The sequence below is a fragment of the Mesoplasma lactucae ATCC 49193 genome (assembly GCF_002441935.1).
GTDB lineage: Bacteria > Bacillota_I > Bacilli_A > Mycoplasmatales > Mycoplasmataceae > Edwardiiplasma > Edwardiiplasma lactucae.
The window spans coordinates 295628-317705 of the sequence record NZ_CP023668.1 but is presented as its reverse complement, the minus strand read 5'-3'; the positions used below and the strand labels follow the sequence as shown (position 1 = coordinate 317705).

The 22078-nt window shown below is 29.3% G+C and carries 20 protein-coding genes, 1 tRNA gene and 1 pseudogene; 16 read left to right on the top strand and 6 right to left on the bottom strand.

Annotated features, from left to right (window positions below; all coding sequences use genetic code 4):
- Window positions 1–68 precede the first annotated feature (68 nt).
- The 3 genes from tkt to CP520_RS01340 all read left to right on the top strand — a co-directional run bounded on the left by tkt (window position 69) and on the right by CP520_RS01340 (window position 3838).
- A complete protein-coding gene (gene tkt, locus CP520_RS01350) occupies window positions 69–2042 on the top strand; it encodes a transketolase (protein WP_096862691.1) in 1974 nt (657 codons plus the stop codon).
- A 26-nt stretch (window positions 2043–2068) separates the two neighbouring features.
- A complete protein-coding gene (locus tag CP520_RS01345; RefSeq protein WP_096862690.1) occupies window positions 2069–2302 on the top strand; it encodes a YneF family protein in 234 nt (77 codons plus the stop codon).
- 66 nt (window positions 2303–2368) lie between these two features.
- Window positions 2369–3838, top strand: a complete 1470-nt coding sequence (locus tag CP520_RS01340) for an MATE family efflux transporter (protein ID WP_096862689.1) — start codon at window positions 2369–2371, stop codon at window positions 3836–3838.
- Between the two features lie 290 nt (window positions 3839–4128).
- Here CP520_RS01340 and plsY read toward each other — a convergent pair.
- A pseudogene (gene plsY, locus CP520_RS01335) lies at window positions 4129–4908 on the bottom strand (glycerol-3-phosphate 1-O-acyltransferase PlsY); the annotation flags it as partial.
- Window positions 4909–5003: 95 nt separating this feature from the next.
- On the opposite strand from plsY, the gene CP520_RS01330 reads away from it, so the two are divergent.
- The 13 genes from CP520_RS01330 to CP520_RS01270 all read left to right on the top strand — a co-directional run bounded on the left by CP520_RS01330 (window position 5004) and on the right by CP520_RS01270 (window position 19290).
- Complete coding sequence (locus CP520_RS01330) at window positions 5004–5723, top strand: hypothetical protein (protein WP_096862687.1); 720 nt, start codon at window positions 5004–5006, stop codon at window positions 5721–5723.
- A gap of 2 nt (window positions 5724–5725) precedes the next feature.
- Window positions 5726–6067 (top strand): hypothetical protein, encoded by a 342-nt coding sequence (locus CP520_RS01325; RefSeq protein ID WP_096862686.1) that lies wholly within the window; start codon window positions 5726–5728, stop codon window positions 6065–6067.
- A gap of 250 nt (window positions 6068–6317) precedes the next feature.
- A complete protein-coding gene (locus CP520_RS01320; RefSeq protein ID WP_096862685.1) occupies window positions 6318–9065 on the top strand; it encodes a hypothetical protein in 2748 nt (915 codons plus the stop codon).
- A gap of 134 nt (window positions 9066–9199) precedes the next feature.
- Window positions 9200–11932: a P-type ATPase actuator domain-containing protein gene (locus CP520_RS01315; protein ID WP_096862684.1), complete on the top strand. Its 2733-nt coding sequence runs from the start codon at window positions 9200–9202 to the stop codon at window positions 11930–11932.
- Window positions 11933–12001: 69 nt separating this feature from the next.
- Window positions 12002–12077, top strand: a tRNA-Lys gene (locus CP520_RS01310).
- A 94-nt stretch (window positions 12078–12171) separates the two neighbouring features.
- On the top strand, window positions 12172–13062 hold the full coding sequence (locus CP520_RS01305; protein ID WP_096862683.1) for a riboflavin kinase: 891 nt from the start codon (window positions 12172–12174) through the stop codon (window positions 13060–13062).
- Window positions 13062–13967, top strand: coding sequence for a deoxyribonuclease IV (locus tag CP520_RS01300; protein ID WP_096862682.1), 906 nt, complete (start codon window positions 13062–13064; stop codon window positions 13965–13967). Before CP520_RS01305 ends, CP520_RS01300 begins: the two co-directional genes overlap by 1 nt.
- Before the next feature lie 75 nt (window positions 13968–14042).
- Window positions 14043–15107, top strand: a complete 1065-nt coding sequence (locus CP520_RS01295) for a lipoprotein (protein WP_096862681.1) — start codon at window positions 14043–14045, stop codon at window positions 15105–15107.
- A 33-nt stretch (window positions 15108–15140) separates the two neighbouring features.
- A complete protein-coding gene (locus tag CP520_RS01290; protein WP_096862680.1) occupies window positions 15141–15542 on the top strand; it encodes a transcription antitermination protein NusB in 402 nt (133 codons plus the stop codon).
- A gap of 13 nt (window positions 15543–15555) precedes the next feature.
- Complete coding sequence (xseA, locus tag CP520_RS01285; protein ID WP_096862679.1) at window positions 15556–16971, top strand: exodeoxyribonuclease VII large subunit; 1416 nt, start codon at window positions 15556–15558, stop codon at window positions 16969–16971.
- Between the two features lie 7 nt (window positions 16972–16978).
- Entirely contained in the window at window positions 16979–17191 is a 213-nt protein-coding gene (gene xseB, locus CP520_RS01280; RefSeq protein WP_096862678.1) for an exodeoxyribonuclease VII small subunit, read from the top strand.
- A gap of 5 nt (window positions 17192–17196) precedes the next feature.
- Complete coding sequence (locus CP520_RS01275) at window positions 17197–18015, top strand: TlyA family RNA methyltransferase (protein WP_096862677.1); 819 nt, start codon at window positions 17197–17199, stop codon at window positions 18013–18015.
- Between the two features lie 3 nt (window positions 18016–18018).
- Complete coding sequence (locus CP520_RS01270) at window positions 18019–19290, top strand: Y-family DNA polymerase (protein ID WP_096862676.1); 1272 nt, start codon at window positions 18019–18021, stop codon at window positions 19288–19290.
- A gap of 36 nt (window positions 19291–19326) precedes the next feature.
- On the opposite strand, the gene CP520_RS01265 is transcribed toward CP520_RS01270, so the two are convergent.
- From CP520_RS01265 to CP520_RS01245, 5 genes are all read right to left on the bottom strand, one after another.
- Window positions 19327–19524, bottom strand: coding sequence for a hypothetical protein (locus CP520_RS01265; protein WP_096862675.1), 198 nt, complete (start codon window positions 19522–19524; stop codon window positions 19327–19329).
- Window positions 19525–19656: 132 nt separating this feature from the next.
- Window positions 19657–20301 carry a hypothetical protein gene (locus tag CP520_RS01260; protein WP_096862674.1) on the bottom strand — a complete coding sequence of 215 codons (645 nt, stop codon included), beginning with the start codon at window positions 20299–20301 and terminating at the stop codon, window positions 19657–19659.
- 15 nt (window positions 20302–20316) lie between these two features.
- On the bottom strand, window positions 20317–21117 hold the full coding sequence (locus CP520_RS01255; protein ID WP_096862673.1) for a hypothetical protein: 801 nt from the start codon (window positions 21115–21117) through the stop codon (window positions 20317–20319).
- A gap of 33 nt (window positions 21118–21150) precedes the next feature.
- Window positions 21151–21771 carry a dephospho-CoA kinase gene (locus tag CP520_RS01250; protein ID WP_096862672.1) on the bottom strand — a complete coding sequence of 207 codons (621 nt, stop codon included), beginning with the start codon at window positions 21769–21771 and terminating at the stop codon, window positions 21151–21153.
- Window positions 21772–21791: 20 nt separating this feature from the next.
- Window positions 21792–22076, bottom strand: coding sequence for a hypothetical protein (locus CP520_RS01245; RefSeq protein ID WP_096862671.1), 285 nt, complete (start codon window positions 22074–22076; stop codon window positions 21792–21794).
- Between the last annotated feature and the right edge of the window lie 2 nt (window positions 22077–22078).

Genomic DNA, 22078 nt, shown 5'->3' with positions numbered 1-22078 from the left:
TTTTGCGTTTTTGAAGTTCTTTCTAAAAATGTATAATTAAAACATAAGAAATATTTGAGGTATAAAGAATGGTTAACAATAAAAATAATGATAATTTAAATGCGATTCGTATTTTAGGAGTAGATATGATTAATAAAGCAAATTCAGGACACCCTGGAATTGTTTTAGATGCAGCCCCAATGATTTATTCATTATATGCAAATGTAATGAATATAAATCCTAAAGATCCTAAGTGATTTAATAGAGATCGCTTTATTTTATCAGCAGGACATGGGAGTGCCTTACTATATTCAATCCTACATTTAACAGGTTTTGATTTTTCAATCAATGATTTAAAACAATTTAGACAATGAAAAAGTAAGACCCCAGGTCACCCTGAATTTGAATTAGATGGAATTGAAGCAACAACTGGACCATTAGGCCAAGGAATTGCAATGGGAGTTGGAATGGCTTCTGCTGAAAAATTCTTAGCAGCCAAATTCAATAAACCTAAATTTGATATTATTGATCATTTTACATATGTAATTTGTGGTGATGGTGATTTACAAGAAGGTGTTGCTCAAGAAGCGATTTCATTTGCTGGTAAAAACCAATTACATAAATTAATTCTTCTCCACGATTCTAATGATGTTCAATTAGATGATTATATTGAAGCGGCTCAAGCCGAAAACTTTGCAGAAAGATTTGAAGCTGAAAACTGAAACACTATTAAAGTTGAAGATGGTGAAGATACTGAAGCAATTACAAAAGCTATTCTTCAAGCTCAAAAATCAGACAAACCAACTTATATTGAAGTTAAAACTGTTATTGGTTATGGAGCTTCTCAACAAGGAACTCCAGCTGTTCATGGTGCACCAATTGGAAAAGATTCAGATACGGTTAGAAAAAATTTAGGTTGAGGTTATCCTGAATTTGATATTCCAGCTTCAGTTTATGATTTCTACAAAGAAACAACCTTAAAAAGAGGAGAACAAGCTTCAAAAACTTGAGATGCTCTATTTGCAGAATATGCTAAAGCATATCCAAATGACTACAAAGAATTGGTTGATGCAATTAATCACAAATGAAACGATGACTTAAATCCATTATTAGAAAATATTCCAACTAAACCTCAAGCAACAAGAGTTTCATCAGGAACTGTTTTAAATACCTTAACAAAACAAATTCCAACAATGATTGGTGGATCTGCTGATTTAGGTGGATCAACAAAAGCTGTTGGACCTGATGGAAAATTCTCAACAGAAAATCCAACCGGAAGAAACATTATGTTCGGTGTTAGAGAATTTGCAATGGGAGCTATTTGCAATGGAATGGCTTGTCATGGAGCAATTCTACCATTCTCATCAACATTCTTCGTTTTCTCAGATTATTTAAAACCAGCTATTAGATTAGCTGCTCAAATGAAACAACAAGAACTATACATTTTCACACATGATAGTATTGCTGTTGGAGAAGACGGACCAACCCATCAACCAATTGAACAATTAGCTATGTTAAGAACAATTCCTAATTTAGTAACTTTCAGACCAGCTGATTATCAAGAAACTGTAGCAGCATATAATTGAGCTGTAAATAAAGGATTAAATAATCCTTCAGCAATCATTGCTACTAGACAAGATTTACCAGAATTAAAACATGATAAAAACATTTTTGACGAAGTAAACAAAGGAGCTTACATCTTAGTTGATGCAAAAAATCCACAAGTAACTTTAATTGCTACAGGTAGTGAAGTTTCTCTAGCAGAACAAACAGCAAAATTATTAGAAAATAATAAAATTGCTACAAGAGTTGTTTCAATGCCATCAATGGAATTATTTAATCAACAACCAAAAGCATACCAAGATGAAGTAATTGATAAGAACACTTTAAGAGTTTCAATTGAAATGGAAACTACTTTTGGATGACAAAAATACACTGGTGATAATGGTATGAACTTTGGAATTGATAAATTCGGTGCATCAGCACCAGGAAACACTGTAATTTCAGAATATGGATTTACACCAGAAAATATCAGCAATGAAATTATTAAATTGCTAAAATAATAAAAGACAAAATAAATTAAGGGGGTATGAATATGAGTGGAGGAGCATTAGCAGGAATGCTAGTTGGAGTAATTATCGGTTCACTATTAATTGGTGGATTAATCGGATTCTTTATTACACGTGCAGTTGTACGTAAACAATTAAAAGAAAACCCGCCAATTACAGAAAACCAAATTCGCGCAATGTACTTAAGCATGGGAAGAAAACCTTCTGAAGCTGACATTAAAAAAACAATGAACGCTATTAAACGTGCTAAATAATATATAATTAAAACTACTAAGTTATTAGTAGTTTTTTTATTTTTTAAAAAAGGGAGGGAATCTAGTTTGTCCACTGAAAAGACAAAATTAAAAGAAGATCCAGAGCAGGAGTTTAAACCATCTTTAAAACATAAATTGCATATGATTTTCTATCCTGAAGATCATAAAGAAATTATGAAAATTACTTTGGTTTTATTCTTTCAATTATTCTTTGCGGTTTTGATTTCACAAATCAACATCATGCTTTATAGTTGATATGACAACAAATCTTATTTTCCAGCTGTAAATAAAGTAACAATTTTATTTAATGCAGTTCAATTTATTCCAAGTTTAATTGCTTCAGGAGCCTTGGTTGTTGGTGGAAATTTATATGGTCAAGGTCGTAAAAACGAATTACCAGTTGTTTTAATGACTGGATTATTAGTTAATGGATTAATTTGTTTAATAATTGTAGCAATTCTTGAAGGAGTAAGTCCTTATCTATTAAAATTCGTTGGTGCTAAAGATGAACCAATTATTGGTGCTATGTATCCGACTAATTCAGAATTAGATTGAGTAACAAAGTACTTTAGAATTCAAATTTCTCAATTATTTATTATGAGTTTTACTCAAGTTTTTATTTCTGGCTTACAAGTTGTTAGAAAACAAAAACACATTATGATTGGTGCTGTGATGTCTAATGTAGTTGATGTGTTTATTACTGCAAGTATTCTTTATTGATGAAAAGCAAATCCAATTTTTACAAGTATTGCAATTCCTGCTGCCAACCTTTTCCAATTAGTTTATATGTGACTAATTGTTAAAAAAGATATTGGGTTTAAAAAACTTCCTTCTGATAAATGAATTAATGGTAAATTTGCTAAGGAAGAAATCAAAATTGGGGTTCCAATGACTGCTGAAATGGCAACTTTCTTTACTTTCCATTTCGTTTCACAAGGGGCAATTGCTCATATTCATGGATCAGATGAACAAATTAATGAGTTAATCGATTTAAATAGGGTTATGAGTTCAATTAACCAATATTGTGGAACTTATCTTCAAGCAATTGGAACAGCTGCTTCAATAATGGTTGCTTCAAGTATTGGTAAAGGTGATACTAATCAAGCTTATAAAGACGGAATCAATACTTGAAGATTAGCTTTATATGGTCAATTTATCATTTGTTTAATTGTTTTAGCTTTACTATATCCTTTATTATTAGCATTTAATATTGATAAGTTTTTAATTACTAAATATGCTTTTTGATTATGGTTAATCTTAATCGTCATTGATTTAGGAGATACAGTTAATATGACCTTATTAAGATCATTATGAACTGCTGGAGACTTATGAGTTCCCTTAATTGTTAGTCTAGTGACAATGTCAATTGCTTATGGTGGATTGCCTTGAGTTGTTGCAGTAACTTATAAAGGAGATCCTGGGGTTTCATTAATCTTGATTTACCTAATGAACTGTATTGATTCAGTCACAAGAGCTGGAATTTATATCTACATGTGGCGTAGTAAAAAATGAATGAAATATGCTAAAAAGATTTAAGATAATAAAAAAATAGGAAGTTATTTCCTATTTTTTTTGCTTGGTTCTTCTTTAACAGTGATTTTAACTTCGGTTTCTGTTTTTGATTTTTCATTATTTTTAGAATTATCTAATTTTTCAATCTTTTGATTTACTTTACCAGATTTTGCTTCATAACGTTCATTCATACGTGCAGCTTTCTTTTCTAATTTTTCAATTTTCTTTAAGCGACGTAATTCTTTTCTTTCATCATGATTTGGTCTTTTTAAAAGACGTAGGTATCATAATTTTTGTCTTTCTTCTGGAGTTAATCTTGGGAAAGTTTCTGGTTCTTGATGATGTCATAATCTTAAAATGTTTGGTTTATGACGAACTAATAAAATTAATCCTCCAACAATATTAACAATTTGAATTTCTAACATTCCTGATGCAAATCCATATTTTACACCACTATGTCCACTTGTAATATTTTCATAAATTGGCATATGTAAGTAGTTCATTCAAGCAAATCTAGTTCAAGCATTATTTCAAGCTTGATCAACTCAAGTTTGATATCCATTTCATTCTCAAATGAATGAATTTAAACCATTTAATCATGGTAATCAAATAACAATTCCAACAGTTACAGCTCCAGCAATTGAAGCTACACTAACTCTTCTTGAAATAGCAGCAGCGATAAATCAAACTACTAAAAAGATTAATAAGTATCAAATGTTTGAAATAAAAATTAATCCTAAGAAACAAGAAACTGCTTTTCCACCTTTAAATTTGTAATAAATTGGTCAACAGTGACCAATTAAAGCAAATAAAGCAGGGATAAAGTAACTTGTTTCACTAAATAAATAACTTGGAATTAAAGAAAACAATACAGCTACTAAACCAGCTACAACTGTTTTTAATCCATCAAGTAAGGCTGCTAGAAATCCTCAACCTTTTCCTAGTACCCGAACAGTATTAGTAGCTCCAGGGTTCCCAGATCCAACTGTTCTAATGTCAACCCCAGCAACTCGTTTTACAATAATTGTCGATCAAGAGATTGAACCAATAAAGTAAGCGATAATTGATGCAAGGATTATCCCTAAGTAATGCAAATCTTATCATTCCTTTTTTCTTAGACATTTATTAATGACTTATAATAATGTTATTATAAATTAAATAGAGCACAAACATAAAGGAATTAAGAAATATGGATAAAAAATTAAACGAAGTCATCAATTTAAATGATATTGTTTTAGATATTTTAAAAGATGATTTAAAAAACTTTGAAAAAATTATTGAAATTAATAAGGTTGAAAAACCAAGTTATTTTGACAAAACTTTAAGTCTAATTAAAGATTCAACTGACTTAAATGAAGTGGTTGGTGAACTTGGAAAACTATTTGATCATTTAGCTTCTGATAATGATTTAGATTTAGCAATCTTAACTCAACAATTCTTACAACGTTATACTTTCTTCTTACAAACTATTGCTGATTATGACCAATTTAGTGGTAATTTCTCAGCAAACATGATTAACGGACATAATACTGCTGAAATCTTTCAAGCAATTTTTGTTCCTTTCTTTTCAGAACAAATTAACTTATATTATGAAAATTTAAAAAAAGGTTTACAAATTTATGATGTTAAAGATTGAAGTAAAACTGTTGATAAAGAATTAAAAGAATACTTAAATAAAGGTTTAGAACAAAAAGACTTTATTACTAAAATTCAAGATGTTGAAGACTTAATTAACTATCTTTCAGATCCACAAAAACTATATAAAGAATTAAACATTAGTTTTACAGAACCAAATGATCCTTCAAAAGAAGCTTTCTTAGCTCAACTTTCACAATTTAAAATCATTCTTCAATCAATTGATATTTTAGTTGAACATGTAATTAAAGCAGTTGATAAGGTTGCTGGATAATAATGGCTACAGTTAAAAAATCAAAATATGATTTAATTGATCCTGCTAATATGGACCAAACCGAATTAGATGAACTAATCATTAAAAACAATGCGAAACGTGATAGCTATAATGAACAATTAAAAGCTACCTACAAACGTGTTTTAAATAAATACAAATGACTATGAGCAATTCCAGTTTTTGGTTGAGTGATTTATTTTAGTGTTAAATCAAAAGTTTTAAACAACGAAAATGTTGCTATGCAATTAACTTTAATTAAAACTCATATTGCTGAATGTGAAGTTCAAGATGCTTTTATTAGAAGACGCCAAGAACAATTAATTAAACAAAACAATAATAATTAAAAAGTAAACCTTAAAGTTGATTTCTGACTATAAAAAGGTTTACTTTCTTTTTACCCTTAAATATAATCAAAGAAGCACTTGTAACATTTTTATAGATAGAAAAATAATCTATAAATTACAAAGCTATAAAAGCATATCCACACTTAAAGGTGATAAAATAACTTCAAAGCTTTATACTTTTTAGGTAAATAGAGAATATAGAAGTTTTTATTTTTTATATTTTAAAAATAACGAAGAGGAAGGTTTAAAAATGAAAAAAAATAAAAACCCAAAAGAACCCAAAAAAAGTTTTTTTAAGCGTACTGGAGAATGATGTAAACTAACTTGAGACTCTTATGTAGTTGAGTTAGAAGACAGAATCTTTAGAAGCTGAAAACGTATTATTAAATTTATTGGGATCTCTTGTATCCCAATTATTTATGGGGTTCTTTGTGTAATAGCCTTCTGAAATCCAATTGACGAATTAGGAAAGGCACCAACTGTTGTCTTAAATAATGAAAATAGCATTATTTTAGTACAGTCATCAAAAGAAAACCCATCAAAAACAACAAATAATAATAAAGATAATTATGCCTATGGGCCGTTGAACAAAATTGTTAAAACAACAACCAATAGCCAGGTAATTACTCCTGAAAGATTAAATGAAGAATTAAGAAAACCAGAATATGGTGGATATGATACTGATAATTATCCAATTCATTATTCTGAAATGGGTTCTTGAGTAATCCCATCACAACTTCTAGAAACAGAAGCTGCTGTAGCTGGTGTTGAAGCAACATTAAATCGTTTATTAAATGAAGAAGCAACCAAGGGTGCTCCTGATATTGTCTTAACAACTGAAAATGATAAACAAGAAAAACAACGTTTCCAATATGACAACACTAACCCAACTTTTAGCTTAAAAGTTGCTAGTGGTTGAGACATGATGAAAAAAGGATTTGAACCAAAAACAGATCCGAATAAAAAAGATACTGACTATAAGTTCTCATCAATGGGAGCTGATGGAAAACAGTTAACAAACGTAAAATATGTAAATGATCCTAAAGAAATTGAAAAACAATGACAAGGAACTAAATATTACGTTCAATTTAATATTCCTGATGGTTATATGGAAAAATTAACTTCATATTTAGGAGCTATGATGACAAGTCCAAGTGATTCAGATCAAGCTTTAAATGATTTGGTTAATTCAATGAAACCATTAGATATTTGAACTACATTCGAAAGAAACTTTATTTTCGGATATATCTTAAATACTGCTTCAAGTGTACTTGATGGAGTAGTTATTAAATCGATTCCAGCCTTAGTGAATTCAACTCTTGTCTCACAAGGTGGAGCAAAAATTTCTTATAAAGGTGCTGTAATTCGTGCTGCGATTGGTGCAAACGAACAAATTACTCCAACTTTAGATGATGCAACTGAATATGTAATTCCAACAGCTGCAAACTTACCAATGAGTTCAGACAACAAAGTTGTTAAAGGATATTCATTGTTTGGTAATACCGGTGCTGCAGCTGGGGCCTCAGCTGACGAAGTTGGTGGAAAATTCATAGCTACAATTCAAACCTTACTAACATTAGCAAATGATCCTAATTTCGGAAATACTCTTGGGTCAATTGGAAAAGCTTTAGGAATTAGTCCTGATATCCAAAATATTATTTCCTTAATCACTGAAATTGCTGATGCAGTTAAAAGTGTTCTTGGATCAAATGTTACTGATGATGTATTAATTGCTTTAAATAATGAAGCTTATGAGGTCGCTAGAACTGGAAAAACGCCAAGTGCTAATTCCAATTTAGCAAAAATTATTAAAGCTATTATTAAATCAACAACTGGAAAAGATATTGGAGACATTACTTCATTAAAATTCACTCCATTATTTAACTCAGATGGTTCAATTATGCCATTAAAAAATGATGCTAAAGGACAAGTTTCATTTAGTCAAAACTTTGATAAATTTATTTCTTTAAACCAAGACACTTTCTTTGGAGCAACTACTGCTAAAGAATTATTACCAAAAATCTTTTCTTCAGCAATTAGTAGTGCAACTCATGGATTAACTCCAGAACATGTTACTAATTTAACAATCCAAGGAAAACAATTTGGAATTTATGGATTTGGTTTAGGACAATTCTTCTTAGTGATTGGTCTATACATCGGATGTTTATTACAAACATTCATCTTCGATAGAGCTAAACGTTTATCACGTGCTAAATGATCAAACTGATATATCTCTAAATTCATGTTATTTGCAACAGTAACATTCTTCCAAACTACATTAGAAGTTTGAATTGCCTATGCCGTCGGATGGCATGAACTTGGAGCTACAACAATGTGCTACATTTGGTTAATGCTCTTGTTTGCAGATCTCGTCTTTATAACCATAGTTCAATCCTTATGGTTCTTAGTTGAAGATGAAGCAATCGGAAGATTCTGTTGTGTACTTGTAATGGTATTTTCACTTACAGCTGGAGGGGGAACTTTCCCAGCATTCTCACAATTCGGATTCTTCAACGCAATTTCATATGTTGTTCCATTTACATATGTATTGAGAGCGACTGGTGAAATTATCTACGGGGTTGGTGACTATGGAACTACCGCAACTTCAACAAAATTCATTCTCCAACAATTCGGATTCTTATGAATCTACATTGCCATCTTCTTCCCAATCGGGTTATTCGTAGCAGCTCCTGCTTTAATGAAAGATATGGATTATGGATCACGTTATGGTCACGAAGTTTCAAAAGGTCTAGAAGAACTTGGAAGAACTGAAGAATTAAACAACTTCAGAACTGTAAAATGAACTTCAAGAACTGGTAAAAAACACTACAAATATAATTGAAAAGCTTTACCAGATGGATTTAATCCTGACTTATACTTCAAATGTCATGAAATGTCTGATTATGAAGGATCATTCAAATGATGAAGAAGAAAAGAACATGATTTTGTTCAAAAACCTAACTATAGTGATGAAGATACAATCACTAGAAATGAATAATTTTAAAATAAGACTATCATAGTCTTATTTTTTTATTTTTCTCACTTTTTAGTCTTTGTTTTAGTTGATTAATATAATAGAATTAGAATATTGAATATACTTTTATTATTGTTATGTGGATTGGAGAAAAATAGATGGCTAAAAGACAAAAAAGAAAAAAAACCAAGTCTCCATCAGCAAGTAAAATTACAAAATTTGCCAATAGTTCAATTCCAGAAACTTTAGACGCTTTAAATGTACCAACTTTCGGTTTAACTGAAAAGTATGTGGCTGATAAAACCAAAAAAGTTGGAAAAAAGGAAAAATTTCCATGATTTAAATACTTTATTGATTCATTCAAAGATGCTTTTACTTTAATTTTGTGTGCGATTGTTGTTTATAACTTAGTTATGTTCTCAATTGATCCTGAAGAATACACATATATTGCTGGAGCTGGGTTAATTATTTGTTCTCTTGCAATTTCAATTATCGTAACTGAATTTACGAACTATGGAATTTGAAAAGGAAACCAAAAACAATCTAGTGTCGTTGAAAACGTTAACGTCTTGCGAAATGTGGTTTTAAATGAAAATGGAAACCCGTTTGCATCCCCGGATCAAGAAAAACAATTAGAAACACACTTAACTACAATTAATATTAAAAATATGTTAGTTGGAGATATTATTTATGTTAAAGCGGGAGATGTAATTCCAGCTGATGCAAGAGTTTTATATGGTGATGACTTCTATGTTGACCAAGAATTATTAACTGGTTCAAATGTTCCTGTTAATAAAAAATATTTCAATTCATCATTCTCAAAAGATATCTTTAAATTATCAAACATTATTTATCGTGGGACTAAAGTTACTCGTGGTGGATGTTGAGCATTAGTTTTAACTTCGCCTGATAAATCAGTTTATGCAGAACAAGTTGCTAAAATTTCTAATCAAGAAAACAAAAGTACTTTTACAACTCAAATTAAAAAAATTACAAGAACAATTATTTATACAGTTATCATAGCTGTACCAACAATTTTCATTCTTGTAGCCTTATTAAAAGGTTCAAAAGCTGGATTTGGAAATGCCAGTGTTTGAGTGGACTCAATTCTGTTTGCAATGTCTTTAGCTATTGCTTTAAGTCCTGATGGATTACCAATGATGTTATCTGCAGCCTTTTCTAGAACAAGAGGACAACTTGCTAAAAAGAACATTCAAATTCGTGATTTATCCTCAGTTCAAAATATTGGATCTATGAATGTTTTAGCAGTTGATATTGCAAAAACATTCTTAAATGATGACTACCGTATTCAAAGTTATTCAGATTTATATGGCTATAGCAATCCGTTGATTATAGACTATCTATTATTATCATTTGCTGAATCACCTTCAGCCGATTTAAATCTTAATAAAACAGTTTTAGAAGCTGCTGAATATAAAGCAAGATTACAAGAACTTAAAAAACGTTATGTCTTTATTAACCGTATTACTGTTGATTCAGGAGTTTATTTACATTTCTTAGATAAACAATTAAACAAAGAATTAATTATTAAAAGAGATAAGATTGACACTTCTTTAGGATTGGCAACAATGGCTATGAATGCAGAAGGACAATTAAATAAAATTACTCCAACTCAAAAAGTTAACTACTTATATAAAGACGAACGCCAAGGAGCAATCCTAAGTTATGGTATCGACTTTAAATATTTAGAAAAAGAATATGAAAACTTTAATAACCAAGAATTATTCTTTAAAAATTATGATTTCTTAGGTAGAGTTGATTTCCAAAACTCAGTAAAACCTGGAAGTTCATCAATTATTAAAGAAATTCAAAAAGAAGAAATTAATGTTGTTTTATTCTCAAGAAAGAGTTTAGGTGAATTAATTGCCTTATCTCGTGAGCTTGATTTCAAATTAGAAGAAGCTATTAATGGTCAAGAAATTTCTAAATTAAGCGACGCTCAATTGTATAAAAAAATGAAAACTTCTAATGCTTTTTATAACATGAACTTAGCTGATGAATTAAGAGTTTTAAAACTATACAAGAAAAAAGAAAATACAGTTGGATATCTTGGATCTGATATTGAAGATACTTTCCAATTATTAACAGAAGATATCGGAATCACTACTGATAGTTCTGATAACTTTGCTCAAAGTGCTGCAACTCTTGTTGTTAACCACTTAGATTTAATGCAAATCGTCACTTCAATTCGTGCTTCGCGTGTTGGTTTAATGAATACAATGAAATACATCAAGTTAAAAAATACTGGAGCTATTTCATTAGTTGCTAAATTATTATTTGGAATTATTCTTTTAAACCATGAATCAATGACGGCAATTCAATTACTAGCTCAAAACATGGTTTACAACGTTGTTGAATATACTATTATCTACGATGATGTTAACGAGCAGTACTTGTTAAAACCAGTTAAATGAGACACGAAGTCCTTACTTCCATTTGCCTTTTCAAATACAGCAATTATCTTATTTATTCATATCATAGTTATGATTATTATGATTTTCGCCTTTGATACAACCATGCTATCAGACATCAGAAATGAAAAAGGAAACTGAGAAGCTCAATTACAACAGTTACAATCAACTGCTTTTATTGAAGATTCTATTTCTCACTTAGTCTTCATTTTTGTAGCCAGAGACAACTTCGTGCGTTTCTGAAAATCAAGACCAACAAAACCATTGTTGATTGCCTTGATTCTTGCAGCAGTGTTCTTCATTGCTTTACCAACAATTCCAAAAGTACAATCAGCATTTAGCATGAGAACTCCACAATGAGAATTCTTCGTTATCTTGCCAATTGCCATGCTTGGATTGATGAGTCTTGTCGACCTTAATAAAGAAATCTATTTCCGTCGTCAAAAACAATGATTCTAATCAAAAATTCATAAACAAATTAAAATTATTTAAGAATCTATTATATTATTAATAATGGTTCTTAAATATGTCCGCTTAGCGCAACCGGTAGAGCAACAGACTCTTAATCTGTGGGTTGAGGGTTCGATCCCCTCAGCGGACACCAAATAGAAAATTAATTCCCTAGTGTTTCACTAGGGAATTTTATTTTGTCTATTCTTTTTGCATTATAATTAGAATAACAAACGGGGGATTTAAAAATGAGAATAGTTAATTACAATCCATTGCTAATGATGCTTTGAAATTTTAATAATAACGTTATGGTTATTAGCAACTTTTCGAAATGAGGTGCTAATGAAGATGCCTTAATTAAATTAGCTAAAGAAAAACAAATTAAAGGTGAATCTTTAGCAATCATGAATATGGTTACTTTAGAAGAAAAAAATAATGCTATTATTTCTGATGATGTCATTCAATTATGAGCTGAAGAACAAAACATTGATTATCTTGTAACCTATGCCATTGGTGATTATGAACAAAAATTTGGTCAAGAAAATATGTTTAATGGTATTGGTAAAAACTTAAATGTTGATCAAGTTGTGATGAATAAAACTTTTTTAATTGGTGAAGAGCAAGTAAACCAAAAGAAAATAAATAATATTTTTGGCGAAAGTTCAGTCTTTTTACCTAATACCATAAGTGAAGGACCTCGTTTATTAAAGCTAACTAACAACTTAGCTGATGGTAACGTTGAAGAATACTTTAAAGACGCTGGTGCTTATTTTGAAATGAAAAGTCACGTAGTTGAAGGAAAACACAAAGGACGTCTATTGGGATATCCAACTGCAAACTGTAAAGTTTCACCTGATTTCCCTTTAAAAAAGGGTGTTTATTATACTAAGAACTATCTTCCAAATATTGAAAAACCTTTTGATGGAATGAGCTGTTATTGAATTAACGAAAAACAAGAATGTGTTGTTGAAACTTATTTATTCAACTTCAACCAAGAAATTTATGGTTGAAATATTAGAACACAGTTTGTTAACTTTCTAAGAGATGGTGTTGCTGTTAACAGTGATGAAGAACTTAAAAAGCTATTAAAAAACGACGAGGAAAACGTCGAAAAAAATTATTTAGGAGGAAATAAATAATGAGTGAAATTAATTACCCTTTATTAGGAAGTTATGTACCAATGAGTAAATCAACAGATTACTTAGTTGGTGCTGTTAAAATTGCAGAAAGCGAAGATGCTAACTGCTTTATGTTTTATACAGGAGCTCCACAAAATACAAAAAGAGTTCCAGTAAGTGAATTAGAAGTTCCAGAATTTAGAACTGATATTGCAAATAGTGATATTAATTTAAACACCGTTGCTATTCATGCACCGTATGTTGTAAATTTGGGAAATTCTTTAAAAGCACATACTTTTGATTTTGGTGTGCAATTCTTATCACAAGAATTACAAAGAGCTAGTGAAATTGGTGTTAGCTTAGTTGTCTTACATCCAGGTAGCGCGGTTGGTGCAACTGTACAACAAGGACTAGACCAACTAGTTAAAGGCTTAGATGATATTATTGCAACTAAACCAAAAGGAATCAAAATCTGTTTAGAAACAATGGCTGGTAAAGGAACTGAACTTGGAGTAAATTTTCAAGAACTAGCTTATGTTATTAAAAATGTTAAAGATAGTAGTGATCTTGGAGTATGTATGGACACTTGTCATGTCTTTGATTCAGGATATGATATTAAAAATAACTGAGATGGAGTTAAAGAAGAATTTAACAAAGAAATTGGTTTTGATAAATTATGATGTATGCATATTAATGATTCAAAAAATGGATTAGATTCAGGATCTGATCGTCATGCTAACATTGGGTATGGACAAATCGGTTTTGATGCACTTTGCAAAATTGTTTGAGATGAACAATTTAAAAACGTACCTAAATATTTAGAAACTCCTTTAGTTGAAGGTGTTGCTCCTTATAAATACGAAATCAAAATGTTACGTGATAAAAAATTTACTGACTTTGTAAAAACTATTGAAGAAAGTCTTTAAAAAAATCTCTAAATTGTTTTATAAAAATAAGATAAATGAGATAATAAACAAATATGCCTGAGGGGAGAACTTTTAATGAGAAAATTCTTATCAATTTTAGCTGCAGTTGGGTTAACTGCCACTGCTTCAACTAGTGTTGTATCTTGTTCAAAATATAAAAATGTCCAAAACACAATATTTAACTCTATTAAAGACATCACTCAAGCTTCATGAGCTAGAACTAGTGATGCTAACGCAATTCTAGTCCCTAGTGAAACAATTGGAAATGCAGATGCGATAGAAACCACATTTAAGGATCCTGAAAATATTAAATTAGTAAAAAACTTAGTAGCTAGTGGATTTGATAACTATGGAACTGCAAAACCAATAATTTCAAATTTTGAAATAAATTTTATTGGTGTTTCTTCAAAACAAATAAACGTTCCTAAATATGCCGAAACAAATAAAAAAGATGGAAAAGATTTTGTCTATCATAACGTTTCGCAGTATTATGTCAATTTTAAAGTAATGGATCCAAGAACTCAAAAAACTACAGATTTATTAAGCGTAAAGATTTTAGATGAAAATGAATACAATTATTTAAGCGGAATGGCTGGTTTAGCTTATATGGACGATATGGCTAGTTCAACTTCGCCTATATTTGAAGCTTTATCAAAAACCGTAAAAGATTATGATGTGAGCACAGATAAATGAACGCCTGCTTTTGATCAAAATGAAGAAAAAGCTCCTCAATGATCAAAATTAGTTAATGATTATAGAGCGAATCTTGTGATGAATTTAAAAAATGGAACAAATGTCTACAATGTATCAGACGGAACACTTAACAAAACTAAATGAATACCTGGTGCAAACGCAGACAATAAAATCGTTGGAAATTTAGCATTGCTTTTAAAAAACGATGTTACAACTGCTATATTAACTTATAGACCACAAATAATTTCATGAGCTAAAAATATCATCAATTTTCAAAGAGATCAAAAGGCTGAAAAAGATTGAAGAACTCAAAAAAGCAATTATAGTCTTAAACAATATCCTATTGGTGGAGTTAGAACGACTCAAACTCCTAACGGTAAAGCCTCAATTGAAGTTAAAAATGATTCCTTAGGAACATTATGAATCCAAAATGCAGTAGGTCTTTAAAATAAATAATTAATAACAAGAAAGGGAAACAAAATGAAAGAAGTTAATTTAAGAAAAGAACGATACACATTAGTGAATATGTTTTATCGTTATTTATTAATGAATAATACTGTTTCAGAAATGAAACAACAAATTCTAGATCAAAGCCAAGGAGAATTATCTGATAAAGGTGAAGATGTGGCTTTAGACATCGCTGAAAAATCACCTGAAATCTTTAATGAAATTAAAGATAAACTAAGTGACAAATGAGATTTAGATAGACTTCCAGCTTTAATCAAAGCAATTCTTTTAGTTGGTGCTTGAGAAATCAAATACACCAATACAGATAAACCGATTGTTATTAATGAAATGGTTAACTATTGTAAAGATATGGAACCAGATTATGACTACAAATTTGTTAACGCAATTTTAGATAAATTCGTTAAAGAACAATAAAAACAGAAAGAAGTTGATTACTATCAGTAAGCAAATTTTAAGTGTTAATCAATTAAATACTTATCTAAAATCTGTTTTACAAGATAATCAATTCTTACAAGATATATACGTTACAGGAGAAATTAGTAATCTAGTTTTCAATAAATCCGGACACGTATATTTTTCTTTAAAAGACGAATCTTCAACAATCTCATGCATGATTTGAAAAAATAATGCTGATAAATTAAAGAGATTAAAACCAAGCGATGGGATGAAGATTAATGTTGTTGGTAAGATTGATTATTATGTTCCTTATGGAAAAGTTAGTTTAGTAATTCACGATGTCACAATCGAAGGAATTGGCGAACTTCAACTTATCTTTGATGAACGAAAACATGCTTTAGAACAAGAGGGATGATTTAGTCCTTCTTTAAAAAAACCATTACCAAAATACCCAACTAAAATCGGGATTGTTACAGCTGACACTGGAGCTGCAATTCACGATTTAATTACCACAATTAAAAGAAGATGACCTATTGCAGACATCTTCTTATTTCCTTCAAAAGTTCAAGGTGAAGGCGCTAGTGAAGATTTAGCTAAGAAAATCATTCAAGCTAATAACTTTAATCAAACCTTAGACGTTTTAGTTGTTGGAAGAGGTGGGGGAAGTTATGAAGATCTTTGAGAATTCAACGAAATGCCGGTTCTTGAAGCAATTCGTAATTCAGCTGTTCCAATTGTTTCAGCAGTTGGGCATGAACCTGATGTGACTCTAGCTGATTATGTAGCTGACAAAAGAGCAGCAACCCCAACTGCTGCTGGAGAAATTATTACTCCAAATATTACAGAAATTGAAGAAGCAATTCAACATCAATACCAATCTTTAAAAAAGGATATGGTTCAAGTTTATAAAAACAAAGTTAATGATGTTCAGAATGCTGATAATAGACTTAATAGTTTAATGAACAGTCTTGTAAAAAACAACGATGACAAAATCACTAGCTATAAGAGTATTTTATCTATGGCTATAAAGAATATCATAAATTCACAAGAACGCTTAATATCAAGCGATTTTGACGCTTTAAAGACTAAAATCGTCCAAAGATATAACAATGATCGTCGTAATTTCGAATTTTCTTCAAATGAATTAACAAAATCAATTCAACAATTGGTTTATAAAGCAGAAAATGAAATTTCAAACGATTATAAATTTATTAAGGTTGGAATTAAGAACTTAGTTTCAAAATATGAAACTAAAATTGATAATGAAATTAAAACAATTAAATTATTAGATCCAAAAAGACCTTTGGAAAACGGTTATGCTTTAATTGAAGCGAACGGAAAAGTTTTAGCAAACAAAGATAAATTAAACCCAAATGATGAAATTAAAATCATTAGAGAAATAGAAACTGTAATTGCTACAGTTAAAAAGACAATAGAAAGAAGTTAAAACCACAATGGAAAACAAAGATAAAAGTTTCGATGAATTAATGAACGAAACAAACCAATATATTAATAAACTAAACTCAAACGATATCACAATGGATGAAGCTATGAAACTTTTTGAATTAGGAGTTAAAAACTTAAATGAAGCTAAAGCTAAATTAAGTGAAAACAAAGCTAAAATTCAAAAAGTTTTAGAAGATAACAAATTAGAAGACTTTAACTAAAAATAATGGATAAAAAACGATTAGATGTTTATCTATTTGAATCAGGAATAATTGATTCAAGAAGTCGAGCTAAAAGTTTTATTGAGGGTGAACGTGATGTTTTTGTGAACAACAAAAAGATTGTGAAACCTTCTTTTTTAGTCTCAAGTGATGATGATATTAAAGTAATTCAAAAAAATGAGGTTGAATTTGTTTCAAGAGCTGGCTATAAACTTGAAAAAGCAATTAAATATTGAAACTTAGATTTAACTGGTTTAACTTGTTTAGATATTGGTGCTTCAACTGGTGGATTTACTCAATGCTGTTTATTAAATAACGCAAAAGAAGTCTTTTCAGTTGATGTTGGACACGATCAACTAGTTGAAAGCCTAAGTAATGATAAAAGAGTCCATCAACTTGATAATGTTAATTTCCGTGACATCACAACTAAGATAATTAGTGATGAAATTAACTTCTATTGTTGTGATGTAAGTTTTATTTCTTTAGAACACATTTTAAAACCATTAACTAATCTAAATTTAGCTAAGAATTCTTTTGGAGTATTTTTAATCAAACCACAATTCGAACTTTCACAAAAAGAAATTACTAACGGAAAAGTTAAAGCAAAAGAAGACCATTTTAAAGCAATTAAAAAGGTAATTAACTTAGCTACTGATAATAATTTTATTGTTAATGACTTAACTTATTCTCCAATTAAAGGGAATAAAAAAGGGAACATTGAATATCTTTTATTATTATCACGAGATGAAAAACTAAAAGCTTATCGTAAGTTAACTAATGAAGTTATTCATCATGAAATTAATGAAGCCTGAAAAGAACTTTAAAAAATGAATAGTAAAAAAGTAATCATGCATTTAGATATGGATGCTTTTTTTGCATCTTGTATGCAGTTAAAATACCCATATTTGCGAAATAAACCAATCGTAGTAGCTTATAAAGATAAATCATCGATAATTGTGACGTCTTCTTATGAAGCACGTAAATTAGGGGTTAAAACTGGAATGCCTTTATATTGTGCTTATAAGCAAACTAATAATGCGATTATTCAAGTAGATCCTGAATATTCATTGTTCTCAACTTATTCAGAACAAGTTTTTTCAATTATTTATAATGAGTTTTCTAAACAATTAGAAGTAGCTTCAATCGATGAATGTTATATTGATGTTACAAATGAATGACAACGTTATGGAACACCGAAAAAAATGGCTATTGCAATTAAGAATCGTATCAATGAAGTTCTTGGTTTAACTTGTTCAATTGGAATTAGTGATAATAAGTTCTTAGCCAAAGTTGTTGGAAAAGTTAATAAACCAAATGGAGTAACTGTTGCTAATCCTAAAAATATAAAAAATATTTTATGAGATAAAAACGTTGATGATATCCATGGAATTGGAAAAGCTCTTTCTAAAAAAATGCACAAACTAGATATTAATACAGTTAAGGATTTAGCTTTAAGTGATGATGATTTTCTTTTAAAGAACTTTGGAAGATATGGTTTAGAATTAAAAAGAAATGTTAATGGATTTGGTTCTGACGTTGTGTTAACAAAACACAACGATTATAAAAATATTTCAAATGAGGTTACTTTATCAAACCCAATTTATAATGAAGAAGAATTTTTAGAATTAATTCATAACTTAACAATTCACGTTGCAAATAGGGCTTCACAAAGAAAAATGGTTGCAAAGACTTTAGCAATTAGTGTTCATTATGCTTGAAAAGGGGATATGGGTGAAGATTTTGATCAAATCAAACACCATAAAAGAGAATCTCATCAAATAAAAACAGAAGAGTACACAGCAGATTCTGAAGTTATGTATGCTTATTTAAACCAATTAGCTTTAGAAAAAATTGATGTTTCAAAAGGAATTAAACTAGTTTCAGTTGGAATGAGAAATACAATTAGAAGAGAATTGATACCTTATCAATTCTCATTTATGGATAATGATAGTGATAATTTAAGTAATTACTTTTCTTTACAAACCCAACATAAGATTAAGCGTGCTAAAGATATCGAAGCAGCTCACGGAAAGTTATCTGGTCAAACTAAATATATTAAAAAAGATGAAATCCATTTTTCACCAAAAGCAAAAAAATAGGTAAGCGAATGATTGAGCATTCACTTATCTATTTTTTTATTGCGTTCTACCTTTACGATATTGTCTTCGGATGTAATAATCATCATCAGGTTCTATCACGCCAAGGCGAATTCCTTCATCCATTTCTGAAAGTAGAGTGGGTCATTCTGCTTCTAGTTGATGGATAAGGTGATTTAATTCTTCTTGTTTGTTAATAATCTTATTAACAAGGCGAATTTTTTCCTTTCTTTTCATTTTGTCATCTCCATTTACCGTTACCGGTTAATTTTCATTATAAGACATTCTTAAAAAAAGACTATTAATTTCAAGAAAAAAATTTAATAATTTTATTATAAATAAAAAAACTAGCATTAATTTGCTAGTTAATTAATAGAATTTGCTTCTAATGCCAGTATTACCATCTTGGCGTTGATCATAAATTTTACTTTCTTGACCATTGATGAAATATTGTTTAATTTGGTTATTAATTTCAGTTCAATTGTTTTGTAAATCATCTTCTGAAGTTCAATCATTTTTTTGAATCATTTCACTTAAGATATCAGATAATTTATCTCGATTTTCTTTTAAGAATAATTGTGAAATACAAACATAATTTAAAAAACCATCAGCAATATAAATTCCTCTTTTAGTATCACTTGCTAAAACTGGACCTGTTGATTCTTTATTTTCAAAAACACGAGAGTATTTTTGTCCACAATTAATAAACTCAAAACCATCAACTCCATAATAACCTTCTTGGCACGTATCAAGGTTGATAAATTCTAAGTTTTTAGTACCAATGTTTTGTTCTAAACAAACTTTACAAGTACCACATTCTTCTAAATTAATAAATTCTCCAATGAAATAATCATTTGCTTCACAAAAATCATCAATCTTTTTTAATTTTTCTTGAAATTGTTCTTTCACAGCTGCAGGATAAGCAACTACCTTATCAGAGAAGAAATCAATTTTAGGATATAAAGATTGGTTTAAATCATGAAGTTCTTTTTCAAATTCTGACATTTTTTTCATATTAATCTCTTCTTTCTAATTAAAGAAAATAGAATCAGGGTTATTTTCTTTTAAATCTTTTGTTTTAAATCCTAAAAATTGAATTAATAGGATTAAATATAAAGTCGCAAAATAGACATTATCTCTTAAAGTATTTGCAACTCCGCTTCCAGTATTTTTTAAACAAGCTTCATATATCAAATGATATTCTTTTTGTTGGTATTCATTTTCTTTATAAGTAAAAATACTTGGTTCATGAACAAAGAAATTTCTTTTTTCTTTTAAATAATAACGATAGAAGTTACATTTATCAAAGTTTTCTTCAACATCACTTAAAATAGTTACAACAAAGGTATGAGTTTTTAAATCAGAAAAAAACAACTTCTCTCACATTGCTTTTGCCTGTTCTTTAGTTAATGATTGATCATCATTAATTTTATTTTCTAACCCAATTCCTTCTTTTGTTGCATCATATAAAAAAGCTAGTTTGTCATAAAAATCAACAATATTAGTAAATAGGTTAACCGCTCTAAAAGAATTATGATTTAAAAAATCTATTTGGTAATGATTTTGATATCATTGAATTTCTTCATCAATATAGTTTAAAAACCGTTTTGTTTCAATATAAAAATCCTTTAAATCATGATTCTCTTCAACCATAATTTTTGTTTTAACGATGATGGGATGCAAATCATGAAGATCAATCTTGCATTCCTTTTTAAAAGAAGTTAAACAGTTAATATTTCTCTTCTTTGGTGCGTTTTCAAAAACACTCTCATTTGGTTGAATAGTATTTGGTTTTCTCAGTGACCTTTTAAATATTTCTAAAATATCCATTTAAATTATCAATTCCTTTTCTAAAAAAGTTTATTATTTGATAATTAATTTCATAAATTCATTTACTTTATTGTTTAAAACTTCAACATTCATTGTTAAAGGATCGTTTTCTAAAACATAATCGATTCTTTGATGAAGGTTATAGTTATTTTGGATTGAAATAACTTTGTTAATCTCTTTTAAAGTTTTGTTTTTTTCTTTAGCAATTTTTCTTTTTCATTTATTTGAATATAAGAAAGAATCAATTTCAGGGTTTGCTAAATATAGTTGAACATCAATTGATTTAATTCCGATTGATGGAAGACAAGCGCCTTCAACAACCACATTAACATTAGCTTCACTAAGTATTTTTAAAACTTGATTTACTTCTTTTTTTAAGTATTTTCAAATGACTTGAGAAACCTTTTTGTTCTTCTTTTGAGAAGTAAAAATAACTTCAGTCATTTTTTCATGATCAATTTCATTATTGTTATCTAAGACGTCAATTCCGTCTTGTTTTAATTTAAATAAATCATATTGTAAATCAATGTTATTTGACATAACAACTTTAGCTACTTCATCTAGGTTTAAATAACTAAAGTTGTAATTATTTGCTATATATTTAGCAACAGTTGATTTCCCAGAACCAATATTGCCAAAAATTCCAATAATCATTTCTAAAGAACCAATGCTTTCTAATAATTGTGTTTCATTAAAGAAAGTTGTTTTTCAGCAGAAACATTAGTAACTGTTATTATGCATTGCCCTGCTTTATTAATAACAAAATACTTTGTTCTTGATTTACCAACTGAAACATATAAGTCTTTTTTAGTTTCAAAGCTATGAACTGATTCTTTCATTAATCGATTAACTTCATCTCTAACTTCTCATTCGTCTTTTCCTTGAAGGTTAAGACGTTCACGACATCGTTGTAATCCATGATCGGTGAAGTGAAAACTATTTCTTTGATAATAACTCATTT